Origin of the sequence: Duganella callida (assembly GCF_004614165.1) — a bacterium.
GTDB classification, from domain to species: Bacteria; Pseudomonadota; Gammaproteobacteria; order Burkholderiales; family Burkholderiaceae_D; genus Rugamonas; species Rugamonas callida.
On the sequence record NZ_SPVG01000276.1, the window covers coordinates 1 to 18076 of the forward strand.

Sequence of the window (18076 nt, forward strand, 5' to 3'; positions counted from 1 at the left end):
ATTGCGTCACGGGCTCTACCGTAGCGGTCGCTACGGTAGAGCCCGTGACGCAATGAAAGACCTGACCCCGAACCGCGGATTAGCGCAGCGCGTCCTGCGCCCATCGGAAGGCGGCTTGGGCAATTGCGGCCAGGCTGTCGATCTCCACCTCCAGCGTCTCGGCGAGCGCCAGCGCCGGCTCGACCTTGTCGCGCTCCAGCAGCAGCACCATGGTCAGATAGGGCTTGTAGACGCCATCCTGCCCCAGCAGCACGTGACGGATGTCATCCGACAAGTGCATCTGGTCGGCCAGTCGCGCCATCGGCACCCCCAGCAGCACGTCGAACAAGGACAGCAGGCCGACCAGGAACAGTTCGTCACGTTTGGCCTGCGGCAAGGTGCTGCAGGTTTCCAGGAAACGCGCGCGCGTCAGCGCCACTTCCAGCAGCGATTCATCGCGCATGCGGTTGGCGCCGCTCCCCAGCCGGAACATCGAGACCGTCAGGCCGCGGTACAGCTGATTACGCCCCAGCACCATGAACGCCTGCTGCAGGCTGGTGACCTTGCCAGTGTTGCCGCTGCCCGGCGCGTTGGCCCATTGCAACACCTGGTAGGTCATGCCGGGATCGCGCTTGGCCACCTCTATCATGGCCGGCAATTCGGCATCGGTACGCAGCAGGTTCAGCAGTTCGATCGAGGTCATGCGGCTTTGCTCGATCGTGCCTTCCGGATCGGGCTGGTCGCTGGTGGTCAGGAACGGCCCGAGGAAGTAATCGGCGCCCCATGCCTGGCACATGCGCTGTTCGTCCCAGCTCTGCACGCCGTCGATCGCCAGTTTCAGCGCCGGATGGCGCCGGCGCAGTTGCGTGACCAGGAACTGCAGTTCCGCCAGCGGCAGCTGGCTGAGCTGCAGCAGCACCAGTTCTGCCTGGCTCAGCAGCGCGTCATCGTCCAGCGTGGCGCCGCGCAACGCCACCCTGCAGCCGGCTGCGCGCAAGGCCGTCACCGCGTCGGCCGCGCTGCGCTCCACCATAAAGATGGTCTGGGCCGCCACCAGCGGCTGATAGAGCTGCCGCGCCACCGCATCCGCGCTCAGCGGCACCAGCGCCAGACGCTGGCGGGCGAAATCGGCCACGCCCGCGGCCGCCAAGCTGGCCAGCGCCACCGGCTCGGCCAGCGGCTGACGGTCGCCGCCCAGCGGCACGCTGTAACGGTAGCCGCACAGTTGCAGATGGGCGTCGACGATTTCGCTACGCACCACCATGGCGTCGGGGTCGCCCGCCGCGGTGGCCGGTGCTTCCGGCGCCGGCGGCGGCGCCTCGACAGCGGGCGCTACGGCGTCGGCCGGCGCGGGTTCGGATTTCGGTTTTAGAAACGATAACAAGCCCACGACGCCCTCCGTTCTTTCGTGCAACGATCATACTATAATCCTTGCCTGTACTTTAATTTACAACCAGAAAGTGAGACCCATGAGCGACCTGTCCTGCCCTTCCCTCGTCACTTACCCAGGCGGCCTGACGCTGTCGCGCATCGTCGCCGGCATGTGGCGCCTGAATGAATGGAATCTGACGCCGCAGCAGCGCCTGGGCTGGATCGAGCAGGCGCTGGAGATGGGCGTCACCAGCTTCGACCACGCCGACATCTACGGTGGCTACGGCGTCGAGGCGGCCTTCGGCGAGGCGCTGGCGCTGCAGCCGTCGCTGCGCCAGCGCATGCAGATCGTCAGCAAGTGCGGCATCAAGCTGGTGTCGAATGCGCGGCCGGAACACACCATTCAGCACTATGACACCAGCGCCAGCCACATCATCGCCTCGGCCGAGAATTCGCTGAAGCAGCTGCGTACCGATCACCTGGACCTGCTGCTGATCCACCGTCCCGATCCGCTGATGAATTTCGATGAGATCGCCGGCGCCTTCCAGCAGCTGAAGCAAGCCGGCAAGGTCAGGCACTTCGGCGTGTCCAACTTCAGCCGCCACCAGTTCGAGAGCCTGAACCGCCGCATCGCGCTGGCCACCAACCAGGTCGAGTTCTCGCCGCTGCACGTGGCGCCGATGTTCGATGAAACCTTCGACGGCCTGCAGGATCTGGGCGTGGCGCCGATGATCTGGTCGCCGCTGGGCGGCGGCCGCCTGTTCAGCAGCGACGACGCCGCCGGCGCGCGCGTGCGCGCGGTGATCCAGCAGGTGGCCGATGAACTGCAGCGTCCGTTCGGCGCGGTGGTGTTCGCCTGGATCATGCAGCTGCCCTGCCGTCCGGTGCCGCTGACCGGCAGCGGCCGCATCGAGGCGGTCAAGGAAGCGGTGCAGGCCACCCAGTTCAGCCTGAGCCGCAGCCAGTGGTTCGAGATCCTGCGCGCCGCGCGCGGTCACGAAGTGGCGTGACCGATCAGGCGTCCTCGTCGTCGTACACCAGCGGCGGGGCCACGCCCCGCCAGCCGCTCTTCCAGCCGAGGTTGAGCGCCAGCGTGCCGACGATGTAGACCAGGAAGAACAGCACGAAGTACAGCGCCTGCAGCCAGGCCAGCAGGCCGAGGTTGATCAGCAGTATGACCAGCGCCGTCCAGCTCTTCTTCTGCTTGGAGCTGGGGAAGCGCACGGTGGACACCATCAGGCTGCCGACCACGAACAGCAGCAGCACCACCAGGCCGCCGTGCAGCACCGAGGCGGCCGGATCGGGCCAGGCCACCACCACCGAGGCCACGCAGGCCGCGCCGGCCGTGATCGGCATGCCAACGAAGTAACGCGGATCGGTACGGCCCACGTTCACATTGAAGCGCGCCAGCCGCAGCGCGCCGCAGGCGACAAAGAAAAAACTGGCGATGCCGCCCAGGCGCAGCAGCGTCGGGTAATCGTGGCCGAGGTGGGCGAAGCCGTAGCAATACAGCAGCAGGCCGGGCGCGCAGCCGAAGTTCATCACATCCGCGATCGAGTCGAGCTGCATGCCGAAATCGGACTGGGTGTTGGTGGCGCGCGCCACCAGCCCGTCCAGCGCGTCGAACACGCCGGCCAGCACCAGCAGCACCGCCGCCAGCCGGTAATCGTGCGGCAAGCCGGGCTCCGCGTTGTCGACCGAAATGACGATGCTGCCGAAACCGCAGGCGATCGACATCAGCGTGACCATGCTGGGCAGGGCGAACTTGGCGCGCTGCATGCGCGCCTGACGGGTGGGCTTCAACTTGGGTGCATTCATGGTTGGCAAGCTTACCATTTTACGCCGCGCCTGAACTTGTAACGCGTGCGGCGATTTGCGCAAACCGGCTTACAATCGGGACCATGGCACAGGAGTTCATCATGGAGAAATGGCGATTATCCCTGGCGGCGCTGCTGAGCGCCCTGCTGCTGGCCGCGTGCGGCGGCGGCGGTGGCGACAACAACACGGCCGTCACCGGCACCACCACCACCACGCCGCCCAATCTGACGCAGGAGCCGGGCGCGCCCACGCTCACCAACAACACCGCCACCGACGGCTACAACTGGCTGAATTACCGCCGCGCCCAGATCGGCCTGTCGGTCCTGACGCGCAACAGCCAGATCGATGCCGCCGCGCAGGCGCATTCGAACTACCAGCGTCTCAACAACGTCATCACGCACGAGGAAACCCAGGGCTTGCAGGGCTATACCGGCGACACGCTCAATGACCGCCTTGGCGTGGCCGGCTACAAGCTGACGGCCGGCACCAGTTACGCCGCCGGCGAAGTGATCGCCGCCACCAGCAGCAATTCCGGCTTCTACCAGGCCGAGGAACTGATCACCGCCATCTACCACCGCTTCGTCATCTTCGAGCCGGTGTTCAAGGAACTGGGCGCGGGGGCCGCGACGGCCACCGGCGGCAACACGTACTTCACGGCCGACTTTGCAGTGCGCGGCAGCTATGGCGGCATCGGCAACGGCAAGCTGGTGGCCTATCCCTTCAATGGCCAGACCGCCGTGCCGACCAATTTCTTCAGCGACAACGAATCGCCCGATCCGGTGCCGGGCCAGAACGAAGTCGGCTATCCGGTCAGCGTCCACGCCGATCTGGGACAGCCGGTGACGGTGCAGAGCTTCACCATCGCCCCGCGCGGCGGCGCGGCGCTGGCGACACGGCTGCTCAGCAGCGCGGCCGGCACCAGCAGCACCGCCAGCGCGGCGGCGATTGTGCCGCTGACAACTTTGCGCAGCGCTACCATTTACGACGTCAGCTTCACCGGCACGGTGGGCACGACGGCGGTCAGCCGCAGCTGGTCGTTTACAACCAAATAAGCCGCCGAATGTTGCAGGATTTTAACTGTGGAAACGGCCGCGTCTGCTATCGTAACGGTAACTTGATCGCGCCATCCGCCCATGACCATTTCCAGTTCACCGCTTGCCACTGCCGCCGGTGCCGGCCACATCCTCCAGGTGGAAACCGGCTTGCAACAGCTGATGGGCGACCGCGAGCTTTACCTGCAGATCCTGCGCCGCTTCCGCCAGCGCTACCCCGACAGCGGCTGCGAGGCGCGCAAGGCGCTGACCGAAGGCGAACCCGGCCATGCGCAGCGCATCGTCCACACGCTCAAGGGCGCGGCCGGCATGATCGGCGCGCAGCAGGTGTATCTGCTGGCGGCGCAGGTGGAACCGTTGTGCGCCGGACCGGTCAGCGCCTGGTCGGCGCCGCTGGCCCAGCTGGAGGCAGCCTTGCGCAGCCTGATCGCGGTGATCGACAGCCTGCTGGACGGTGACGGCGGCGCCGTGCTGACGGCGCCGGCGCCCGCCGCGTCCGCGTCGCCGGTGCCGGAAGCGCGCATGCTGCTGCTGCACCTGTCGCGTCTGCTCGACGAAGGCGACGGCGCGGCCATCGATGTGCTGGAACAGTCGGCCACGGTGCTGGCGGCCAGTCTGGGGGTGGAGGTGTTTCAGGAAGTCACCGAAGCGGCGCACCAGTTCGATTTTGAAGCGGCGCTGGCGACCTTGCAGGCGGCAATGCGCTGACGATCTCAGCGGGTAAATTCCTTCTCTTCATCGAACGCGTCGGCGCACTCCTTGTCGCAGAAGCGGCGCACGTTGTCCAATGGCTTTTCGCAGTACCAGCACGCGCCCTTGGGTGGCAGCAGATGGCGCGCGCGTACCGGCGGCGTGGCCGCGGCGGGCGGCGGATGGCTGTGCCCCTCATCCGTGACGATGTCTTGTGTCGGTTCCACGATTCCTCTCCTTTCCAGACCATGCCAGGTGAGTGCAAGATTACTTCAGCGGAATAGCGGCAAACATGAGAATTCTCAATGCTTGCACGCCATTGGGACGAATCAATAATAGCAGGTTAGGAGCAGCCGCCGCATCCACCGGCCCGCCAAAAAATCGCCGTCAAACGACACTTTCGCTGCTTTCCAGAATGGAGAAATTTTTTTCAATGAAAAAGGGCGGGACGATAGTACGGCAGCGTGCGCCGCTGCCCGTATAATCTGTGCACACTTATCATTCCCATCAGGAAAGCACGCATGTCCGACTCCGTCCCCGCCCCCTTGTCCGCGCGCGTGCTCGGCCTGGCCAACCTCGGCCTGATCGTAATCGATGCCGACCACCGCATCGTCATGTGGAACCAGTGGATGGCCAGCCGTTCCGGCAAATCGTCGCACCGCGTGATCGGCCAGGACTTGTTCGACCTGTACGGCGAACTGCGCGGCCAGCGCCTGGAGCATGCGGTGCTGAGCGCGATGCAGAGCAGCCTGCCGCAGACCCTGTCGCCGTCGCTGAATCCGTCGCCATTCCCGCTGTATCCGGCCGGCACCTGGGGCGGCGAGCGCGTCGAACAGGCGGTGGCGGTAACGCCGTTCAACGAGGGCAAGGAACGCTATTGCCTGATCGAAGTCAGCGACATCAGCACCATCGTCGGCCGCGAGCGCCAGCTGCGCAGCCAGGCCGAGGCGCTGCGCGCGCAATCGTATGTGGACGGCCTGACCGGCATCGCCAACCGCCGCCACTTCGACGTCGCGCTGGACCGCGAACTGCGGCGCGCGCTGCGCAACGAAGGCCAGCTGTCGCTGCTGCTGATGGACATCGATTCCTTCAAAGCCTACAACGACCACTTCGGCCACCAGCAGGGCGACGCCTGCCTGAGCATGGTCGCGGAAGCGTTCGCCTCCATGCTGCAGCGCCCCGCCGACCTGGCGGCACGCTACGGCGGCGAGGAGTTTGCCGCCGTGCTGCCGGACACCAGCGCCGAACAGGCGGCCGTGCACGCGGAAGCCATCCGCGCGAAAATCGCCTCGCTCGACATCGGCCACGCGCCGGCGGCCACGCGGCCGCACGTGACCATGAGCATCGGCGTGGCCACCTTCGACAAGGACCAGCTGAACAGTGCCGCCGCCATGCTGGCCGCGGCCGACAGCTGCCTGTACGCGGCCAAGCGCGCCGGCCGCGACTGCGTCATCGTTTACCGACCACAAGACCACCAACAGGAGACTGCTGCATGAAATTACGTCGTATCTTGATCGCCCTGGCTGCCGTGCTGGCCGCCCCGCTTGCCATGTCGGCGCCGGCCGTGTGCAGCGGCAAAGCGCCGTCCGGCGAGCTGACCGCCACCCGCATCGCCGCCGCCAACTCCAGCCGCGCCACCCAGCTGTACGAAGGCCCGGTATGGATCAAGGATGCGCTGTACTTCTCCGATTTCACCTCCGATCCCGGCTTCCCGTCGCGCATCATGAAACTGGACGCCAGCGGCAAGGTCAGCGTGGCGATCGCCGACAGCGGCAGCAACGGTCTGGCGGTCGATAACGATGGCAACATCCTGGCCGCCACCCACAAGTACAAATCGGTATCGCGCTACACGCTGGACGGCAAGCGCAGCGACGTGGTCAGCCAGTTCAACGGCAACGTCTTCAATTCGCCGAACGACATGGCGATGGCGGCCGATGGCACGCTGTACTTCAGCGATCCCGACTTCCAGCGTAGCGCCGCGCCGGGCGGACAGGACAAGACCCGCGTCTACCGCGTGGCCAAGGATGGCAAGGTGACCGTGGTGGAAGACACGCTGAAGAACCCGAACGGCGTCTCGCTGTCGCCGAAAGGGGATGTGCTGTATGTGAACGGCATGGTGGGCGACCACGGCGTGCTGCGCTCGTACGCCATCGTCAACGGCGTGCCGCAGTCGGGCAAGGACTTGGTCGAGAAGCTGGGCATCCCGGACGGGATGGTGGTGGATTGCTATGGCAACATCTACGTGACCGAGCACACCGACCACCGCCTGCGCGTGTTCACGCCGGCCGGCAAGCAGATCGCCACCATCAAGGTCGACGCCAACGTCACCAATGCCGCGTTCGGCGGCGCCGACGGCAAGACGCTCTACATCACCGGCGCCGGCGCCGTGTGGCAACTCAAGCTGGACGTGACCGGTTCGCCGTACTGAGCAGGTCCGGCAGATAGATATCGGCATCCAGCTGCGGGAAATGGATGCCGAGGCCGCTCGGGCTGATCTGCGCGTCGCCCAGTTGCTCCGGCCGAGCCGATTCGAGGCCGCGCAGCTCCTGCGGCGCGACGGTGATCTGCTGACCGCTGGACAAAGAGATCACCAGACATTCCGCGGTGCGGTCGTAACGCACCGCCAGCGCGGCTGGAAACCTGGCGCGCATCTCGGCGCCGCGCCGGTTGGCGGCGTCGAATTCGGTGTCAGTAAGGTCCATGGACTTTCCTCCATTTCGCGCAGAGTATGGCCACGCTGGGCGCGACTGCCGTCATCAAGCGCCGCAAGTCACTGCGTGAAAAACCATAATTCTCGCGCAACGACGGCGGTCCACTCGGACAATGCAAGTCTAACACCGCTTCGTGACCCTGGCCGATCAGATGCACGTGAGCGGGACGATGGTCGTTCAGAAAAATAGCGACCCGCACGCCCAAAATCGTCATTGCGGTTGGCATGGAAGCCCCATGATGAAATCCAGCCCTCATGGTGGCACGGTGCGAAATGTCCTCTTTGCGCAAAATCACCGGCAACTCCGGGGTCAGTTCTGCCAATCGCACACGAGCTCTACCGTAGCGCACGCTACGGTAGAGCTCGTGTGCGATTGGCAGAACTGACCCCGGATTTATTTGCCTATGCAGAAGCGGCTGATATCGTATAGAGACCGTGGCTACAGGCTTTCTTACGGAAATCGAAATACTGTGTACTAACCTGTGTACTAAAAAGAAAAAGTGTCCATTCCCGCGCTCACCAGCGCCAGCACACCGCCGACCCGAGTGTATCGGGCCTCGTTTAACGCCGCGTGAGCTGATACTTTCTCAAAGCATCAATGAGTTCGTGGACGTCTTCGAGCAAAATGTGAGCACATTCAGCAGGTGTTTCAAAGCTACGGCTGCCCAGGCTAACAACTTGCATTCTTGCATCCACCCATAAGTCGCCGCTTTCGCTCTGGTCTATCAGCGATGCATGGGCGGTAGCAGTGTATTTTTCCAGACGAGGAGCGTCGCCGGAGGCCCATAAGCGTGGCGTGCAGGATATATCGATATCCCACCCGCTGTATTGCGATTCGAATCGCATTTCCATGACACCTCCTTGCAGCATGATCGAGAGTACCACATCGCATACCATATGACGTCTATTTTGCCGGCTGCGGTGTTAGTTAGCGATTTTTTGCAAGGGACGATCATGCTGAGAGGTCACATCCTATGATCTGGACTTTGACGTAGATTTAATTCCGCGCGATATGATGCGCACGCCTTGTCGTCGCCGGTGGTAGGGTGTTATGAACCAAACCACGCAGATGCCGAGATGTCGAAAATTTCTGACCGCCGCGTGGATGCGCTAAGTGCCCGGACCATTGAGAACGCGCTCGTGATGGTCAAGCGCCATGGCATCGGGCCTGCTATAGATTATCTGACCGAGAGCGGCATACCCCGACAGCTGGCACTTCGGGTTCTTACCGATCCAGCTTACCATCGTGGGCAACGTGTGCGGCGCGCGACGGGTCGGTCATCAATTGAATGATCTGCCCTGATTATGCCTATCGAAATGAAAATGCCCGGGAGTACGGCCGGGCGAATGGTGGATATTCTGGATGGAGCTAAGCAGGCTTTACGACACCCAGGATATTTGCGCGCGAAACATCGTACATGCGGGCCAGAGCGCTGACGCTCTCGCCGGCGGCATACTTGGCGATGATGTCCGCGCGCTGCTCGGGTGTGGTCTTGGCTGGCCGGCCCAGCGTCTTGCCTTCGCTCTTGGCGCGGGCCAGGCCGGCGGCGGTGCGCTCCAGCAGCAGATCCCGCTCCATCTCGGCGAGCGCCGCCAGCATGCCGGGCGGCTCGAGACTCGGCCGCCCGCCACTCATCAAATGTTCCACCCTCACACTCTCATCCAAGCGTATCTCGATGGATGGCTTGCAGGTTGCGCGTACTATGGCAGACGGCTGTACGGCCATCGACCTGATATGCACGCCGTAACGCTGCTGCCCGATGGCGGTCGACGGCGCCAGCTTCGGAAGGCGGTCGCCAACCACCATGACGGCGTACAGGTGCTTTTGTGGCGCCGCCATGGTGGCGAATGCGCGACCTTCGCCCGCACCAAGAACGCGCCTCCCAACTTTGATGATGAGTCACGCCGAACCACCTTTTACTAGTCGCAGGGCTGGAGCAGAATGGCGCGGGTAACGCTCTGCAAATCCCTCAAGGATGAGCAGTATTTGCTGCTGCGTTTGTTCGTCCATGGAAGCGAAGAGCTTTGCGACCCGAAGTTGGTCGGGCCTCAGTTCCGCCGGCGAGGAATCAATCAGCTTCATGCAGCGCCTCCATCCTTCAATGACCCAATGATGTTTTCTGCGGCCTCGCGCATCAAGGCGACGGCACGCGCGGCGCAGGTGGCAAAGCAGTTGATGGCCACCGCGGCTGGCGTCGAGCGCTCCATCTGGTCGAGCTTGTCGAATACCGCCTGCAGCAGCACGTCGGCGTGCTCGGCTTGCGTGAGGACGTCGACCGCTTGAGCTTCAATGTCGAGCAGATGCGGCGCCGGGCTGGCGCTGGTCGGCACGGTGGCCGGCACCGCCGTCGCCGCGGCGATGACAGCCGCTCGCTCATGGTGGCGCGTCATTCCCTCTCCAGCAATGCCGGCTCGCTCCAACTCAGCCCCGACGCGGGCCTGCTGTTGGACAGTCATAGCGCGTAGTATGGTTTTAATTATGTAGTCGGAGTGATGCAGCTCCGTAAGCAAGGCGGCGACGGTCATTTTGCGCCACCAATAACCAATCGCAAGGATGGCCGCCAAGGGTGCTCTTCCGCCAAAATGTCCATGGCGTTAGCAAAACCTTGCATCGATACGCGCCTCATTTCGGCCGATACTTCCCTGGCTGCAGTGAGGATGCGGACCGCCCAAGCCCGCTCGTCGTCAGTGAATTGGAACTCGACCTTGGATGGGTTATCAGCCGCTACGGTCAGCAAAGCAACCGCATCGCGCGATTTCGTATTTGCCGATTTGCGTGCTGGCCGGTCTTGGCCGGATTTGGGTGTGGTGGTGCGTGGCATGGTTGCCTCCTGTGCGGTTGGTGAACCGCTCCCTAGCGCTTCCAAACGAGGGGGAGCAGCGATGGCAAGGTTGGAAGACCGGCGCACAGGGAACCGGCAGGCATAAGCCTCCCTACCACCGCCGCTCATTGAAGGCACGGCAAGGTACGGACGAAAAAATACCGCCTGTAGGCGGTTTCATCCGCCTGTGCAATTCGGGCTTCCAAACCCGTTCCCCTCTTTATCGGGGACGTTTTTAGAATAGACCCACGACCGGTATTGCGTCAAGCGGTTTTCGTCGACTTGGATTTTAGCAGTATCATGGATCGCGGGGTTAAATAGTCAACTTTGCTTTATTAGCAAATCAAAGGAGAAGTGCATGGATCATCCAGTCGTATGGGTCAAATTGGAGAAGTACATCGAGCTCACCGGCGACAGTATGGATGCGGTTCAGGCCCGGCGGAAAGTCGGGAAATGGCTCGATGGGAATCAGTGCAAAATTGTGGATGGGCGTCTGTGGATTAACCTCCCCGCAGCACAGCGCTGGGTTGAGGAGTGGGACGCCAGCGCGCCGATGCTCGTCAGTGGTGCGCCACCTGTGAAAAGGAGAAAATGAGCGATATGTTTTTGAAGGACGAGATAGCCACACTGACCGGCCGCGAGACGAAGAGCAAGCAAACTGAGGCCCTTCGCAAAATGGCACTCCCGTTCTAGGTGAATGCGCATGACGCACCAGTCGTCCCGCGCTCTGCGATTGAAGGAAAACGCGAGCTGCCAAAACCGGAGAAGCCATAATGGATAATGCCAGACTAAGATCCGTGCGCAATCCACGCTATCTTAGCGAGGAGGATGTGGCACTCTCACCGGGTACCGCAACAAGCGCCTACAGGCTGATCAGCTCGAAAAAATGGGCATCCCCTTTGCTTTGAACATTGTCCGCTAGCCGATTGTGCCAGTGGTCGCCATCGAGGTAAGTTACGCTGCTGGGTACCGCGAACTGAAAGACTTCGAGGCCCACATGGCTGCCGTAAGAAAGAGGTACGGGATTTCAGGCTAATAACCAGCGGAAGCTAGCGGACTTCCGTTAAAGCACGGCGAGGTAATGGTACAAGCATGGTGCAAGCGCCGCACGCGTGGCGACAACTAGGCATGCATGGCCGTTCGGGGTGTCGTTTGTTTGAACGGCCCCCACGGTCCGCTACCTCAATCCCTCGCTCCGGCGCGGCGCTCCAGCCATTTTCTCCCGCCGTTGTCTAGGGCTTTGGCCACCACCGTCGCCGGCAGGCTGTACACCGTCGCCCAGGTGGCGCGGCCATCAGCAGTATTGGAAGGGAAGCTACTTGACTCAATGGGCCAGTTGTATTTGCGCTTGAGAGTTTTGACGATGGCGGCGAGCGACGTACGGCCCTGCAGCGGCTCGGCGCCGGTCTGGTCGGCGTCCGACAACAACACGGCCAAGACGGCACCGCGCGCGGTCAGTGGGCCGGGGAATTTGGGAGTTTTTGACATCCCATCATTCTATCGGGTGGTCAATTCTGCGCCGCCGCAGAATTAGCGAGTTATCAATGTTCAATCACAAATCACCCGGGTCTTGGGTGATTTCCAGCGAGCGCTCAACACCTATTGAGCATCCGTCCAACGACTGTTGCCGCCGAACGCGCACCAAATCGTGCAGATCAAATCCCGATGGGAACCGAGCGGTTTCCGCAACTCGTCCGTTCCAGCTTGGACAAATTGCGGACAGAATGCGGACGCGCGGTGCAGCGACGCCGGCGGAACCGTCCTGTCACCCATCGGGGGCTGGGCGCGGAAGGAACTTGCAAGCCCCTTGCAAGGGCCATCGAAGGGTATCGAAAGGGTTCCCGCAAGCCTTCCAAAAGTGTTCCTGCAACGCACCTGCAACGCGTTACAGGCGTGTCGGTCACAGATGCGGCGGGCCTGCACCATCTCCTCAATTTTGAGGAGATGCCGGTAAATTCCTCCCGGGGCACGAGGAATCGCGAAACCTCGCGAGCGTTCGCGAATGGTGGCGCGTCCCCAGGGACAGGCGTTGATTGTCCCTGGGACAGTGCAGGGACAGCATTGGGACATTTCGGGGACTGGGGGGGAGCGGCGCCAGCGGACGCCGCCTTAAATCTCAGGAGGCTGGGTATGGGGGCGCTATGGGATTTCCCATACCGGGATTACCTCGGATTTAAACGTGCAGTGCGCGCGATGGGTCTACGGCGTTGCCGCACACCTACATGGAAGGCGAGATTGTCCCACTTCCAACCGATGCAGGATTTACCGCTTCGGCGCCGTCTGTCGAGAAGTTGAGAGGCGTTAGCTCACCCATATTTGATAGACTTGGGGCGGGATGCGCTCGCCTTGGAAACTGCAGGATTTCCTGTAGTTTTGACCTGCGGCCATCCTCAGATTGGGAAGCACGGCACCGACCAGCGCCAGCAACCAACATCACAGCGCGGATGACCTGCGCCGAAGTGCCTTGCTCAGCTTGTGCACCTTGGCCAGCGCCGCCGCGAGCTCGGCTTCGGCATCGGCCAGGCGCTGAGCGCGGCCGGCGTCGCCGCCCTTATCTGCATTGCGAGATGAGCTTGCCTTTCCGGCGTCAGTGCGCGGTCCGGTGGCCGCCTGCCATGGCTTCCAACGTGTAATCAGTGCGGCCTGCTTGGCGCGCGCGGCGTCGGTCCACCTGGGCATGCTGTCACCTCTTGAAAAGTTCGTTTTGCTGCGCGTTCGGCGCAAAGCGCGTACTTATTCGGCAAAATAATTGGCGTAGCCGCCCTACCAAGCTTCGCCGCCCCGCATGAATGCTCACTCCCAGCATTGCTGGGCTGTTCGGCGCCGCGCACTTATCGGCGGTTCGCGGCGGGCATTCATCCCGGCGGGCAGCATGGCAGGCGTCAAGGCCCTGTCAAAGAAAACCGTTCCCTGTTACCACACGCTCGAATAAATCCGTACCTTGACGACACCTGCATTGGTGCGCCTCGCCATTCATGCGGATCAATCTTGCTTTACGGCGTTGGCCCAGCGGGAGGACGCGGCAAACTCGCAACCCCAGTCAGCTCATGGGCCGCCGCCACTTACGGCCTGCTTCGTGTAGTAAAGCGCAGTAAAAGCTGGCCGGCATCTGTTGCGTTTGGCGTTGCGCAATCTGAGACTGCGAAAGCCGCTTTACTTTTAAATTCAAGGCGCTTCAGGTGATTTCAGTTGCGCTATTCCCGGTGCTTGGAAATGGCAGTTCGCACTGCGAACCAGGCGAACTTGCCAGGTGCGGATTAGTGGAACCCCCCAGTTTTAGGGTCGTAAGTCAGCGTCCTGGATGTCGGACTCGAAGGCTGCGCGCCGGCGTCCCCAAAAATCTCATCCAACGAAGGCCGGGATTTTTGCGGGTAAAAAGGGCTCGGCACCTTGGTCGCGGTGGTGGGCGCCCCCTCCTTTGGATGCAGCTTATCAAGCAATGCTCGCCCTTCGTCTGAAAGGTACTTTTGATCGAAGTCATCCTTGCCGGTGGCGGCTCTGTATTGCCGACGGTAGCCGTCAAGTTGGCCGACCATCAATTGCTTGTACCGATTGATTACGCCTTCCCACTGCGCGGGAGAGGCAGAAAGGTCCAGCGTACTTGCGATTTTCTGGCGGTCCGCCACCGCGCCAGGACCGTTCAAAACAGATTTGCTAATTTCATCACCGACCAAGTGTCTGACCGCATCAACATCGGTAGGGGCTGGATTGCCGGTGGCTTGAGCGAGCGTATTGCCCAATTTGTTAATGAGTCGGACGTCCCCGCTGTTGAGGGCTCTGACCGCATCCTGCAGGGTGTTGATGTGGTCCAGCGCGACACTGAAGGAACGAACCGAACTGCCGATAGTGCCAGTGCCGAAATCCTTTCCTCCTTTCAGTGCAACAGCATAGTCCGTTGCCGAGAGCTTGGGGTTGATCTGAAGCGCGCGCGCCATGATAGCCGACGCGCCAGGCGAGCGGAGGGCAGATCCGGACAGCGGCGCCAAGCGGCCATCTGCAATGGCCTGGGCGTTGAGCTCGATGACGGCGGGGTCCATCGCCTTGGCAGCAGCGGATACGGCCCTGTCTTTTTCGCGTTCGCCCCGCTGGAAATCCTGCGATTTGCGCTGTATTTCCAAGTCGTGATCAAACCCCTGTTGCTGAGCCATCTCCTGCCGGCGAATTGCCTTATCCTGGGAAAACAGGTGGGCCACTTGCGACGGGTCCAAGTCGCCAGTATGGATCGCAGCTCGGATGTAGGTCTCGGGGTCCCTCTTGAACTCATCGAATGCTGATGCAATCGTCGCTGGCTTGTTGGCCGCCACATCGCCGGCGGTCTGGTTGATCACTGCCTTCTGCGCTGGCGTTAGCGGCGTGCCGGTGCCGGTGTCGCCCGCCAGTGCATTGTCGTGAGCCGTGTAGATGTTGTTGGCCTGAGCTTGCGCGATGTCGTCACTGGCCTTATTGATCCTGGCGGCACGCTCTTCCCGCATTTGATTGTACTCAGCGATGCGGGCCTCCTTTTGGAAGGCCAGGATGGTCATCTCCTTCTGCGTCTGCAACTTGGCCATGGCCTCGTCGCGCTCCTTCTGCTGCTGTGCGAGCGTGGCGTCACGGTCAGCCTGGTCCCGTCGCTGAATCTCCTGATTGATCGACTGCACACCGGCGTCGCCGGCGGCAGCCAGTACTGATGCAATGATACCTGCCATTTTTTCACCTATTTGAGAGTTGTCGCTTATGAATTAAGTTGCTGCTTCGCTTTATCCTAGGATTGCCACAGCCTTTTTGCCTGGTTCGGCTAAGAGCGCCGCGGTGCCGTTCACATCGATGACGTCGGCAGCCTGCAGGTGCCCGCGCTGTTTGGGGCAGAGGCGTGCCAGTTCACGCAGGGCGGCCAGTTCCTTGCGCTTGAGTTCGGTCAGCTGGCGGCCGGTGTCGTTCTGCTGGATGACGCGCTGAAGGCACCATGCGCCGTCGCCACCGGCGCGCAGTTGGGCATCGATGCGGCGCTTTTCTTTGCCTGCGGCCAGACGGCGGAGATGCATGGTGTACCAACGCAGTGCCGCGCCTATCAGTTCTCGTTCGACCATCACAGCGCCTCAGTCGTCGACAAACGGGCCGATGCGGTCGAATAGTGCCCGCAGCGCGGGCAGGCCGGCTGCGTCGCACGCCTCCCTGGCCATGGCGCCGATGCGGGGAGTCATATTCCCGCGCAGCAGCAGCGTTTCCAGAATGTCGCACTTCTTGTAGCCGCCGGCGCGGGCCGCAGCGGGGATGCCGTACATCGCGTTGCGGGCGAACTGCATGCCCTCCGGCGGGACTAATTCCCCTTCGCCCATGTCGCCGTCTGCTGATAAGACACAGCCACTGATTACGAGGATTTCCGGACCGCCAAGGGTGGCAGCCTCACCGTTGCGGTAGGTAGTTTGGTTCATGCTCTTGCCTTCTGCCCATCAGGGCGATGTCGTTGCGGTAGCGCGAAAAGGTCGCGTTAGTTGATCTTCCTGGTTTGGCGGCCGGCGCTTGCGGCGGTCCCGTAGCCTCGGCCAGCTCGCGGGCGCGCGCGTAGTGCTCCGAAAACTCGGTACCTTCGCGCACGCGCGCGTACTGGTCGCGAAATTCCGTTTGTTTGCGAGGGCGACAGGTGCGGGTGTCGCCAACCGCGGTTGTGATGTCAATGCTGCCCCAGCGCGCCGTCGACTCCCCGTTGGGGGCTGGCCGACCGGCGACACTCCCACCACCGGTGGACATCACCAAGACTTCGACGACATCCTGCGATGCAGGAAGTGTCGGCGGTGGGCCGGCCGGCGTCAGGCTCTCAGCTTGGCCGGCGCGCTGCACACTTCCGCCAGCGGCGGGAGTTGGAGGAGAGCTGCAACCAGATTCGCGCGCGCGGCCAGCGTACTGGTCAACCCGGGCGGCATGCTGTCGACGTCCTCCAGCGGAGGAAGTGTTCAGGCAGGCCGCGTGCGTGCCCGTCAGTCGTTGGCACCAGCGCGGTGGCGGGGTGTCCAAAATATTTTGCATACCCTGGCCGTCCTGCTGCTGGACGTCACCGGTGGCGGGCTGGTCGGCGGCGCCGTCGGCCGCATGTACGGTCGGCTGTTCGTCGGCTGGGATTGGGGAAGGGGAAGGGGCAATGTCTACACAGAGATAGACGTTGTCGAATTTCTCGCCTTCCTTATTGCTCAAATTTTGTGCAATGTCTATTACAAGTTTCGTGTCCGGTGCGGCGCGGCTCGCGCGCTCAGGCTTGCACGGCGCCGTCATGATGTCCGCAAAGCTCTTGGCCTTTGCCTTGGTAGCGGGCATGCTCAAGCCTAGCAGCGCCAGCAGCGTTTCCGCTTGGGTGCCGAGAGCGGCGATAAGCGCATCGCGCATGGCAGGCTCGCTCAGGCGCTCAGGGCGCGCGCGGATGGTGTCCAGCACCATGCGGCCGGCTGCATCCCTGCTCGGCTTGCTGAGGCGCTTAGCGCGCGGCTGGTAGGTCAGGCCGAAGCGCTGGGCTACCTGCTGCTGGAAGTCGGCCAGCATGGCGCGAATCTTGGCCGGGCCGCCGGCGAGCGCGCCACCCTGCATGCGGCCGGCCACCAGAGGCAGGAGCAGGATGTGGCAATGCGGCGCGGCTTCGTCCAGGTGGACGGCGGCGCTCAGGATGGGGACGTTGAAATAGGCATCCGCCCAGGTGATGGCGGCGGTGAAGTACTCGCGGTGGTCGATGGCGGCGGCGGCCGGCAAGCTCACAACTAGCTCGAGCGCCATGCATGCGTCGCGGCGGAGCGTGGTCACGCCCGCATTGTCCAGCAGCACCAGCGCCAAGCCGGCCACCTCGTCGGCGGTCGCCGGGCCGCGCAGCTGGTAGTTCAGGTGCATGCGTGCCGGGTTGATGCCGCTGGCGGCGCTGGCGCCCAGCTCGGCCTGTATCTCGCGCAAGTTGTGCATGGCCGCCACCCTGACGATGTTCTTGGGCGACGTCACGCCGCGGACGCTCCGAGTGTTCAAGCTCTTGAGCCGCAGGTAAAGCGAATCGGTCATACGCAGCCTTTGACTGCAGTGCACAGCAGCGCCAGCAGTTCTGGCAGTGGTGGCAGGCGCAGCGCGGCGGCGCGCAGCTGGTGGAAGGAGGTAGTCATTCGCCCAGATCCAGTTTGCCCTGCGCATCCGGAAGGCGGCCGCAGAACACATAGCGCGCGATCCGACAATGCACCAAGCCGTCCGGGCCTTCGACACGCTCAGGGCGCGAGTCGATGCTATAGCCAGCTTCTTGCAGTTCTTGCACGCGAGTGGCGATCCGATAGAAGCCGAGGCCGACGCCCTCCAGCGTGTTCAGCCCACGGGGACCAAGATACTGCAGCACGCCCAGCAGCGTTTCGCGCTGGGTACTACCTGTGGTATCTCGCAGGAACAGGCCAGCGCTGCGCACTTCTCGGCGCAGCTTTGCGATATACTGGTTGGAGCACTTCAAAACTTTGATTTGCCCACCTACCCCGCCCGCCAGCTTCGTAGGTCGAGCGCCTCCCTTGCCGGAGGCGTTTCGTTTTCTGGAAGTCATACTGCACTGCCTTCCTGGCGGTAACCGATGGGATCGGCCAGCCAGCGATGTACTTCGACATTCGAGTATAGGCTGCAGCGCTCGCTGAGGCGGATGGCCGCCG

24 protein-coding genes and 1 pseudogene are annotated in these 18076 nt (G+C 62.7%); 8 read left to right on the forward strand and 17 right to left on the reverse strand.

What is annotated here, in order from left to right:
- Window positions 1–79: 79 nt before the first annotated feature.
- Window positions 80–1369 (reverse strand): EAL and HDOD domain-containing protein, encoded by a 1290-nt coding sequence (locus tag E4L98_RS29130; protein ID WP_229257627.1) that lies wholly within the window; start codon window positions 1367–1369, stop codon window positions 80–82.
- A gap of 79 nt (window positions 1370–1448) precedes the next feature.
- Between E4L98_RS29130 and E4L98_RS29135 the strand changes: the two genes are divergently transcribed.
- Window positions 1449–2360, forward strand: a complete 912-nt coding sequence (locus E4L98_RS29135) for an aldo/keto reductase (RefSeq protein WP_135205040.1) — start codon at window positions 1449–1451, stop codon at window positions 2358–2360.
- Window positions 2361–2364: 4 nt separating this feature from the next.
- Here E4L98_RS29135 and pssA read toward each other — a convergent pair whose 3' ends face one another.
- On the reverse strand, window positions 2365–3129 hold the full coding sequence (gene pssA / locus E4L98_RS29140) for a CDP-diacylglycerol--serine O-phosphatidyltransferase (protein WP_135205088.1): 765 nt from the start codon (window positions 3127–3129) through the stop codon (window positions 2365–2367).
- A gap of 140 nt (window positions 3130–3269) precedes the next feature.
- On the opposite strand from pssA, the gene E4L98_RS29145 reads away from it, so the two are divergent.
- Together E4L98_RS29145 and E4L98_RS29150 are read left to right on the forward strand one after the other, a co-directional pair.
- On the forward strand, window positions 3270–4220 hold the full coding sequence (locus E4L98_RS29145) for a CAP domain-containing protein (RefSeq protein ID WP_135205041.1): 951 nt from the start codon (window positions 3270–3272) through the stop codon (window positions 4218–4220).
- Between the two features lie 81 nt (window positions 4221–4301).
- On the forward strand, window positions 4302–4928 hold the full coding sequence (locus tag E4L98_RS29150) for an Hpt domain-containing protein (RefSeq protein ID WP_135205042.1): 627 nt from the start codon (window positions 4302–4304) through the stop codon (window positions 4926–4928).
- A 5-nt stretch (window positions 4929–4933) separates the two neighbouring features.
- On the opposite strand, the gene E4L98_RS29155 is transcribed toward E4L98_RS29150, so the two are convergent.
- Window positions 4934–5137: a hypothetical protein gene (locus tag E4L98_RS29155; RefSeq protein ID WP_135205043.1), complete on the reverse strand. Its 204-nt coding sequence runs from the start codon at window positions 5135–5137 to the stop codon at window positions 4934–4936.
- A 294-nt stretch (window positions 5138–5431) separates the two neighbouring features.
- Here E4L98_RS29155 and E4L98_RS29160 point away from each other — a divergent pair, with 294 nt between their 5' ends.
- Together E4L98_RS29160 and E4L98_RS29165 are read left to right on the forward strand one after the other, a co-directional pair.
- A complete protein-coding gene (locus tag E4L98_RS29160; protein WP_135205044.1) occupies window positions 5432–6406 on the forward strand; it encodes a diguanylate cyclase in 975 nt (324 codons plus the stop codon).
- Complete coding sequence (locus tag E4L98_RS29165) at window positions 6403–7338, forward strand: SMP-30/gluconolactonase/LRE family protein (RefSeq protein ID WP_135205045.1); 936 nt, start codon at window positions 6403–6405, stop codon at window positions 7336–7338. The genes E4L98_RS29160 and E4L98_RS29165 overlap by 4 nt, the downstream gene beginning before the upstream one ends.
- Here E4L98_RS29165 and E4L98_RS29170 read toward each other — a convergent pair.
- The 7 genes from E4L98_RS29170 to E4L98_RS29200 all read right to left on the reverse strand — a co-directional run bounded on the left by E4L98_RS29170 (window position 7307) and on the right by E4L98_RS29200 (window position 10442).
- On the reverse strand, window positions 7307–7612 hold the full coding sequence (locus E4L98_RS29170; RefSeq protein ID WP_135205046.1) for a DUF2442 domain-containing protein: 306 nt from the start codon (window positions 7610–7612) through the stop codon (window positions 7307–7309). The genes E4L98_RS29165 and E4L98_RS29170 overlap by 32 nt on opposite strands.
- The gene (locus E4L98_RS31365) at window positions 7599–7877 is read right to left on the reverse strand and encodes a DUF4160 domain-containing protein (RefSeq protein WP_371857308.1); all 279 of its coding nucleotides are present in this window, start codon (window positions 7875–7877) and stop codon (window positions 7599–7601) included. Before E4L98_RS31365 ends, E4L98_RS29170 begins: the two co-directional genes overlap by 14 nt.
- 304 nt (window positions 7878–8181) lie before the next feature.
- Complete coding sequence (locus tag E4L98_RS29180; RefSeq protein ID WP_135205047.1) at window positions 8182–8472, reverse strand: hypothetical protein; 291 nt, start codon at window positions 8470–8472, stop codon at window positions 8182–8184.
- Between the two features lie 517 nt (window positions 8473–8989).
- Window positions 8990–9460: a recombinase family protein gene (locus tag E4L98_RS31015; RefSeq protein WP_229257628.1), complete on the reverse strand. Its 471-nt coding sequence runs from the start codon at window positions 9458–9460 to the stop codon at window positions 8990–8992.
- Between the two features lie 60 nt (window positions 9461–9520).
- Window positions 9521–9703 carry a hypothetical protein gene (locus tag E4L98_RS29190; protein ID WP_135205048.1) on the reverse strand — a complete coding sequence of 61 codons (183 nt, stop codon included), beginning with the start codon at window positions 9701–9703 and terminating at the stop codon, window positions 9521–9523.
- Window positions 9700–10185, reverse strand: a complete 486-nt coding sequence (locus E4L98_RS29195; RefSeq protein ID WP_167761485.1) for a hypothetical protein — start codon at window positions 10183–10185, stop codon at window positions 9700–9702. The genes E4L98_RS29190 and E4L98_RS29195 overlap by 4 nt, the downstream gene beginning before the upstream one ends.
- On the reverse strand, window positions 10143–10442 hold the full coding sequence (locus tag E4L98_RS29200) for a hypothetical protein (protein ID WP_135205050.1): 300 nt from the start codon (window positions 10440–10442) through the stop codon (window positions 10143–10145). Before E4L98_RS29200 ends, E4L98_RS29195 begins: the two co-directional genes overlap by 43 nt.
- 358 nt (window positions 10443–10800) lie before the next feature.
- Between E4L98_RS29200 and xisR the strand changes: the two genes are divergently transcribed.
- The 3 genes and pseudogenes from xisR to E4L98_RS31375 all read left to right on the forward strand — a co-directional run.
- A complete protein-coding gene (gene xisR, locus E4L98_RS29205) occupies window positions 10801–11037 on the forward strand; it encodes an excisionase family protein (protein WP_135205051.1) in 237 nt (78 codons plus the stop codon).
- 5 nt (window positions 11038–11042) lie between these two features.
- A complete protein-coding gene (locus E4L98_RS31370; protein WP_371857309.1) occupies window positions 11043–11135 on the forward strand; it encodes a DUF4224 domain-containing protein in 93 nt (30 codons plus the stop codon).
- A 154-nt stretch (window positions 11136–11289) separates the two neighbouring features.
- Window positions 11290–11364 (forward strand): annotated as a pseudogene (locus E4L98_RS31375) (hypothetical protein); the annotation flags it as partial.
- 260 nt (window positions 11365–11624) lie between these two features.
- Here the strand turns inward: E4L98_RS31375 and E4L98_RS29220 are convergent.
- The 7 genes from E4L98_RS29220 to E4L98_RS29250 form a co-directional block, all read right to left on the reverse strand.
- On the reverse strand, window positions 11625–11930 hold the full coding sequence (locus E4L98_RS29220; RefSeq protein WP_135205053.1) for a hypothetical protein: 306 nt from the start codon (window positions 11928–11930) through the stop codon (window positions 11625–11627).
- 945 nt (window positions 11931–12875) lie between these two features.
- Window positions 12876–13121, reverse strand: a complete 246-nt coding sequence (locus E4L98_RS29225) for a hypothetical protein (protein ID WP_135205054.1) — start codon at window positions 13119–13121, stop codon at window positions 12876–12878.
- Between the two features lie 578 nt (window positions 13122–13699).
- Entirely contained in the window at window positions 13700–15130 is a 1431-nt protein-coding gene (locus E4L98_RS29230; protein WP_135205055.1) for a hypothetical protein, read from the reverse strand.
- Between the two features lie 51 nt (window positions 15131–15181).
- Window positions 15182–15511 (reverse strand): hypothetical protein, encoded by a 330-nt coding sequence (locus E4L98_RS29235; protein ID WP_135205056.1) that lies wholly within the window; start codon window positions 15509–15511, stop codon window positions 15182–15184.
- Between the two features lie 9 nt (window positions 15512–15520).
- Window positions 15521–15856 carry a hypothetical protein gene (locus tag E4L98_RS29240; RefSeq protein ID WP_135205057.1) on the reverse strand — a complete coding sequence of 112 codons (336 nt, stop codon included), beginning with the start codon at window positions 15854–15856 and terminating at the stop codon, window positions 15521–15523.
- Window positions 15828–17456: a plasmid recombination protein gene (locus E4L98_RS29245; RefSeq protein ID WP_167761486.1), complete on the reverse strand. Its 1629-nt coding sequence runs from the start codon at window positions 17454–17456 to the stop codon at window positions 15828–15830. The genes E4L98_RS29240 and E4L98_RS29245 overlap by 29 nt, the downstream gene beginning before the upstream one ends.
- 94 nt (window positions 17457–17550) lie before the next feature.
- Complete coding sequence (locus E4L98_RS29250; RefSeq protein ID WP_135205059.1) at window positions 17551–17973, reverse strand: helix-turn-helix domain-containing protein; 423 nt, start codon at window positions 17971–17973, stop codon at window positions 17551–17553.
- Between the last annotated feature and the right edge of the window lie 103 nt (window positions 17974–18076).

Coding starts and splice junctions, on each gene's coding strand:
- E4L98_RS29235 (WP_135205056.1), bottom strand. CDS start 15,511: ATGGTCGAACGAGAACTGATAGGCGCGGCACTGCGTTGGTACACCATG.
- E4L98_RS31370 (WP_371857309.1), top strand. CDS start 11,043: ATGTTTTTGAAGGACGAGATAGCCACACTGACCGGCCGCGAGACGAAG.
- E4L98_RS31365 (WP_371857308.1), bottom strand. CDS start 7,877: ATGAGGGCTGGATTTCATCATGGGGCTTCCATGCCAACCGCAATGACG.
- E4L98_RS29190 (WP_135205048.1), bottom strand. CDS start 9,703: ATGAAGCTGATTGATTCCTCGCCGGCGGAACTGAGGCCCGACCAACTT.
- E4L98_RS29150 (WP_135205042.1), top strand. CDS start 4,302: ATGACCATTTCCAGTTCACCGCTTGCCACTGCCGCCGGTGCCGGCCAC.
- E4L98_RS29170 (WP_135205046.1), bottom strand. CDS start 7,612: ATGGACCTTACTGACACCGAATTCGACGCCGCCAACCGGCGCGGCGCC.
- E4L98_RS31015 (WP_229257628.1), bottom strand. CDS start 9,460: ATGGCGGCGCCACAAAAGCACCTGTACGCCGTCATGGTGGTTGGCGAC.
- E4L98_RS29230 (WP_135205055.1), bottom strand. CDS start 15,130: ATGGCAGGTATCATTGCATCAGTACTGGCTGCCGCCGGCGACGCCGGT.
- E4L98_RS29245 (WP_167761486.1), bottom strand. CDS start 17,456: ATGACCGATTCGCTTTACCTGCGGCTCAAGAGCTTGAACACTCGGAGC.
- E4L98_RS29145 (WP_135205041.1), top strand. CDS start 3,270: ATGGAGAAATGGCGATTATCCCTGGCGGCGCTGCTGAGCGCCCTGCTG.
- E4L98_RS29160 (WP_135205044.1), top strand. CDS start 5,432: ATGTCCGACTCCGTCCCCGCCCCCTTGTCCGCGCGCGTGCTCGGCCTG.
- E4L98_RS29180 (WP_135205047.1), bottom strand. CDS start 8,472: ATGGAAATGCGATTCGAATCGCAATACAGCGGGTGGGATATCGATATA.
- E4L98_RS29200 (WP_135205050.1), bottom strand. CDS start 10,442: ATGCCACGCACCACCACACCCAAATCCGGCCAAGACCGGCCAGCACGC.
- E4L98_RS29220 (WP_135205053.1), bottom strand. CDS start 11,930: ATGTCAAAAACTCCCAAATTCCCCGGCCCACTGACCGCGCGCGGTGCC.
- xisR (WP_135205051.1), top strand. CDS start 10,801: ATGGATCATCCAGTCGTATGGGTCAAATTGGAGAAGTACATCGAGCTC.
- E4L98_RS29225 (WP_135205054.1), bottom strand. CDS start 13,121: ATGCCCAGGTGGACCGACGCCGCGCGCGCCAAGCAGGCCGCACTGATT.
- E4L98_RS29240 (WP_135205057.1), bottom strand. CDS start 15,856: ATGAACCAAACTACCTACCGCAACGGTGAGGCTGCCACCCTTGGCGGT.
- E4L98_RS29250 (WP_135205059.1), bottom strand. CDS start 17,973: ATGACTTCCAGAAAACGAAACGCCTCCGGCAAGGGAGGCGCTCGACCT.
- pssA (WP_135205088.1), bottom strand. CDS start 3,129: ATGCAGCGCGCCAAGTTCGCCCTGCCCAGCATGGTCACGCTGATGTCG.
- E4L98_RS29135 (WP_135205040.1), top strand. CDS start 1,449: ATGAGCGACCTGTCCTGCCCTTCCCTCGTCACTTACCCAGGCGGCCTG.
- E4L98_RS29165 (WP_135205045.1), top strand. CDS start 6,403: ATGAAATTACGTCGTATCTTGATCGCCCTGGCTGCCGTGCTGGCCGCC.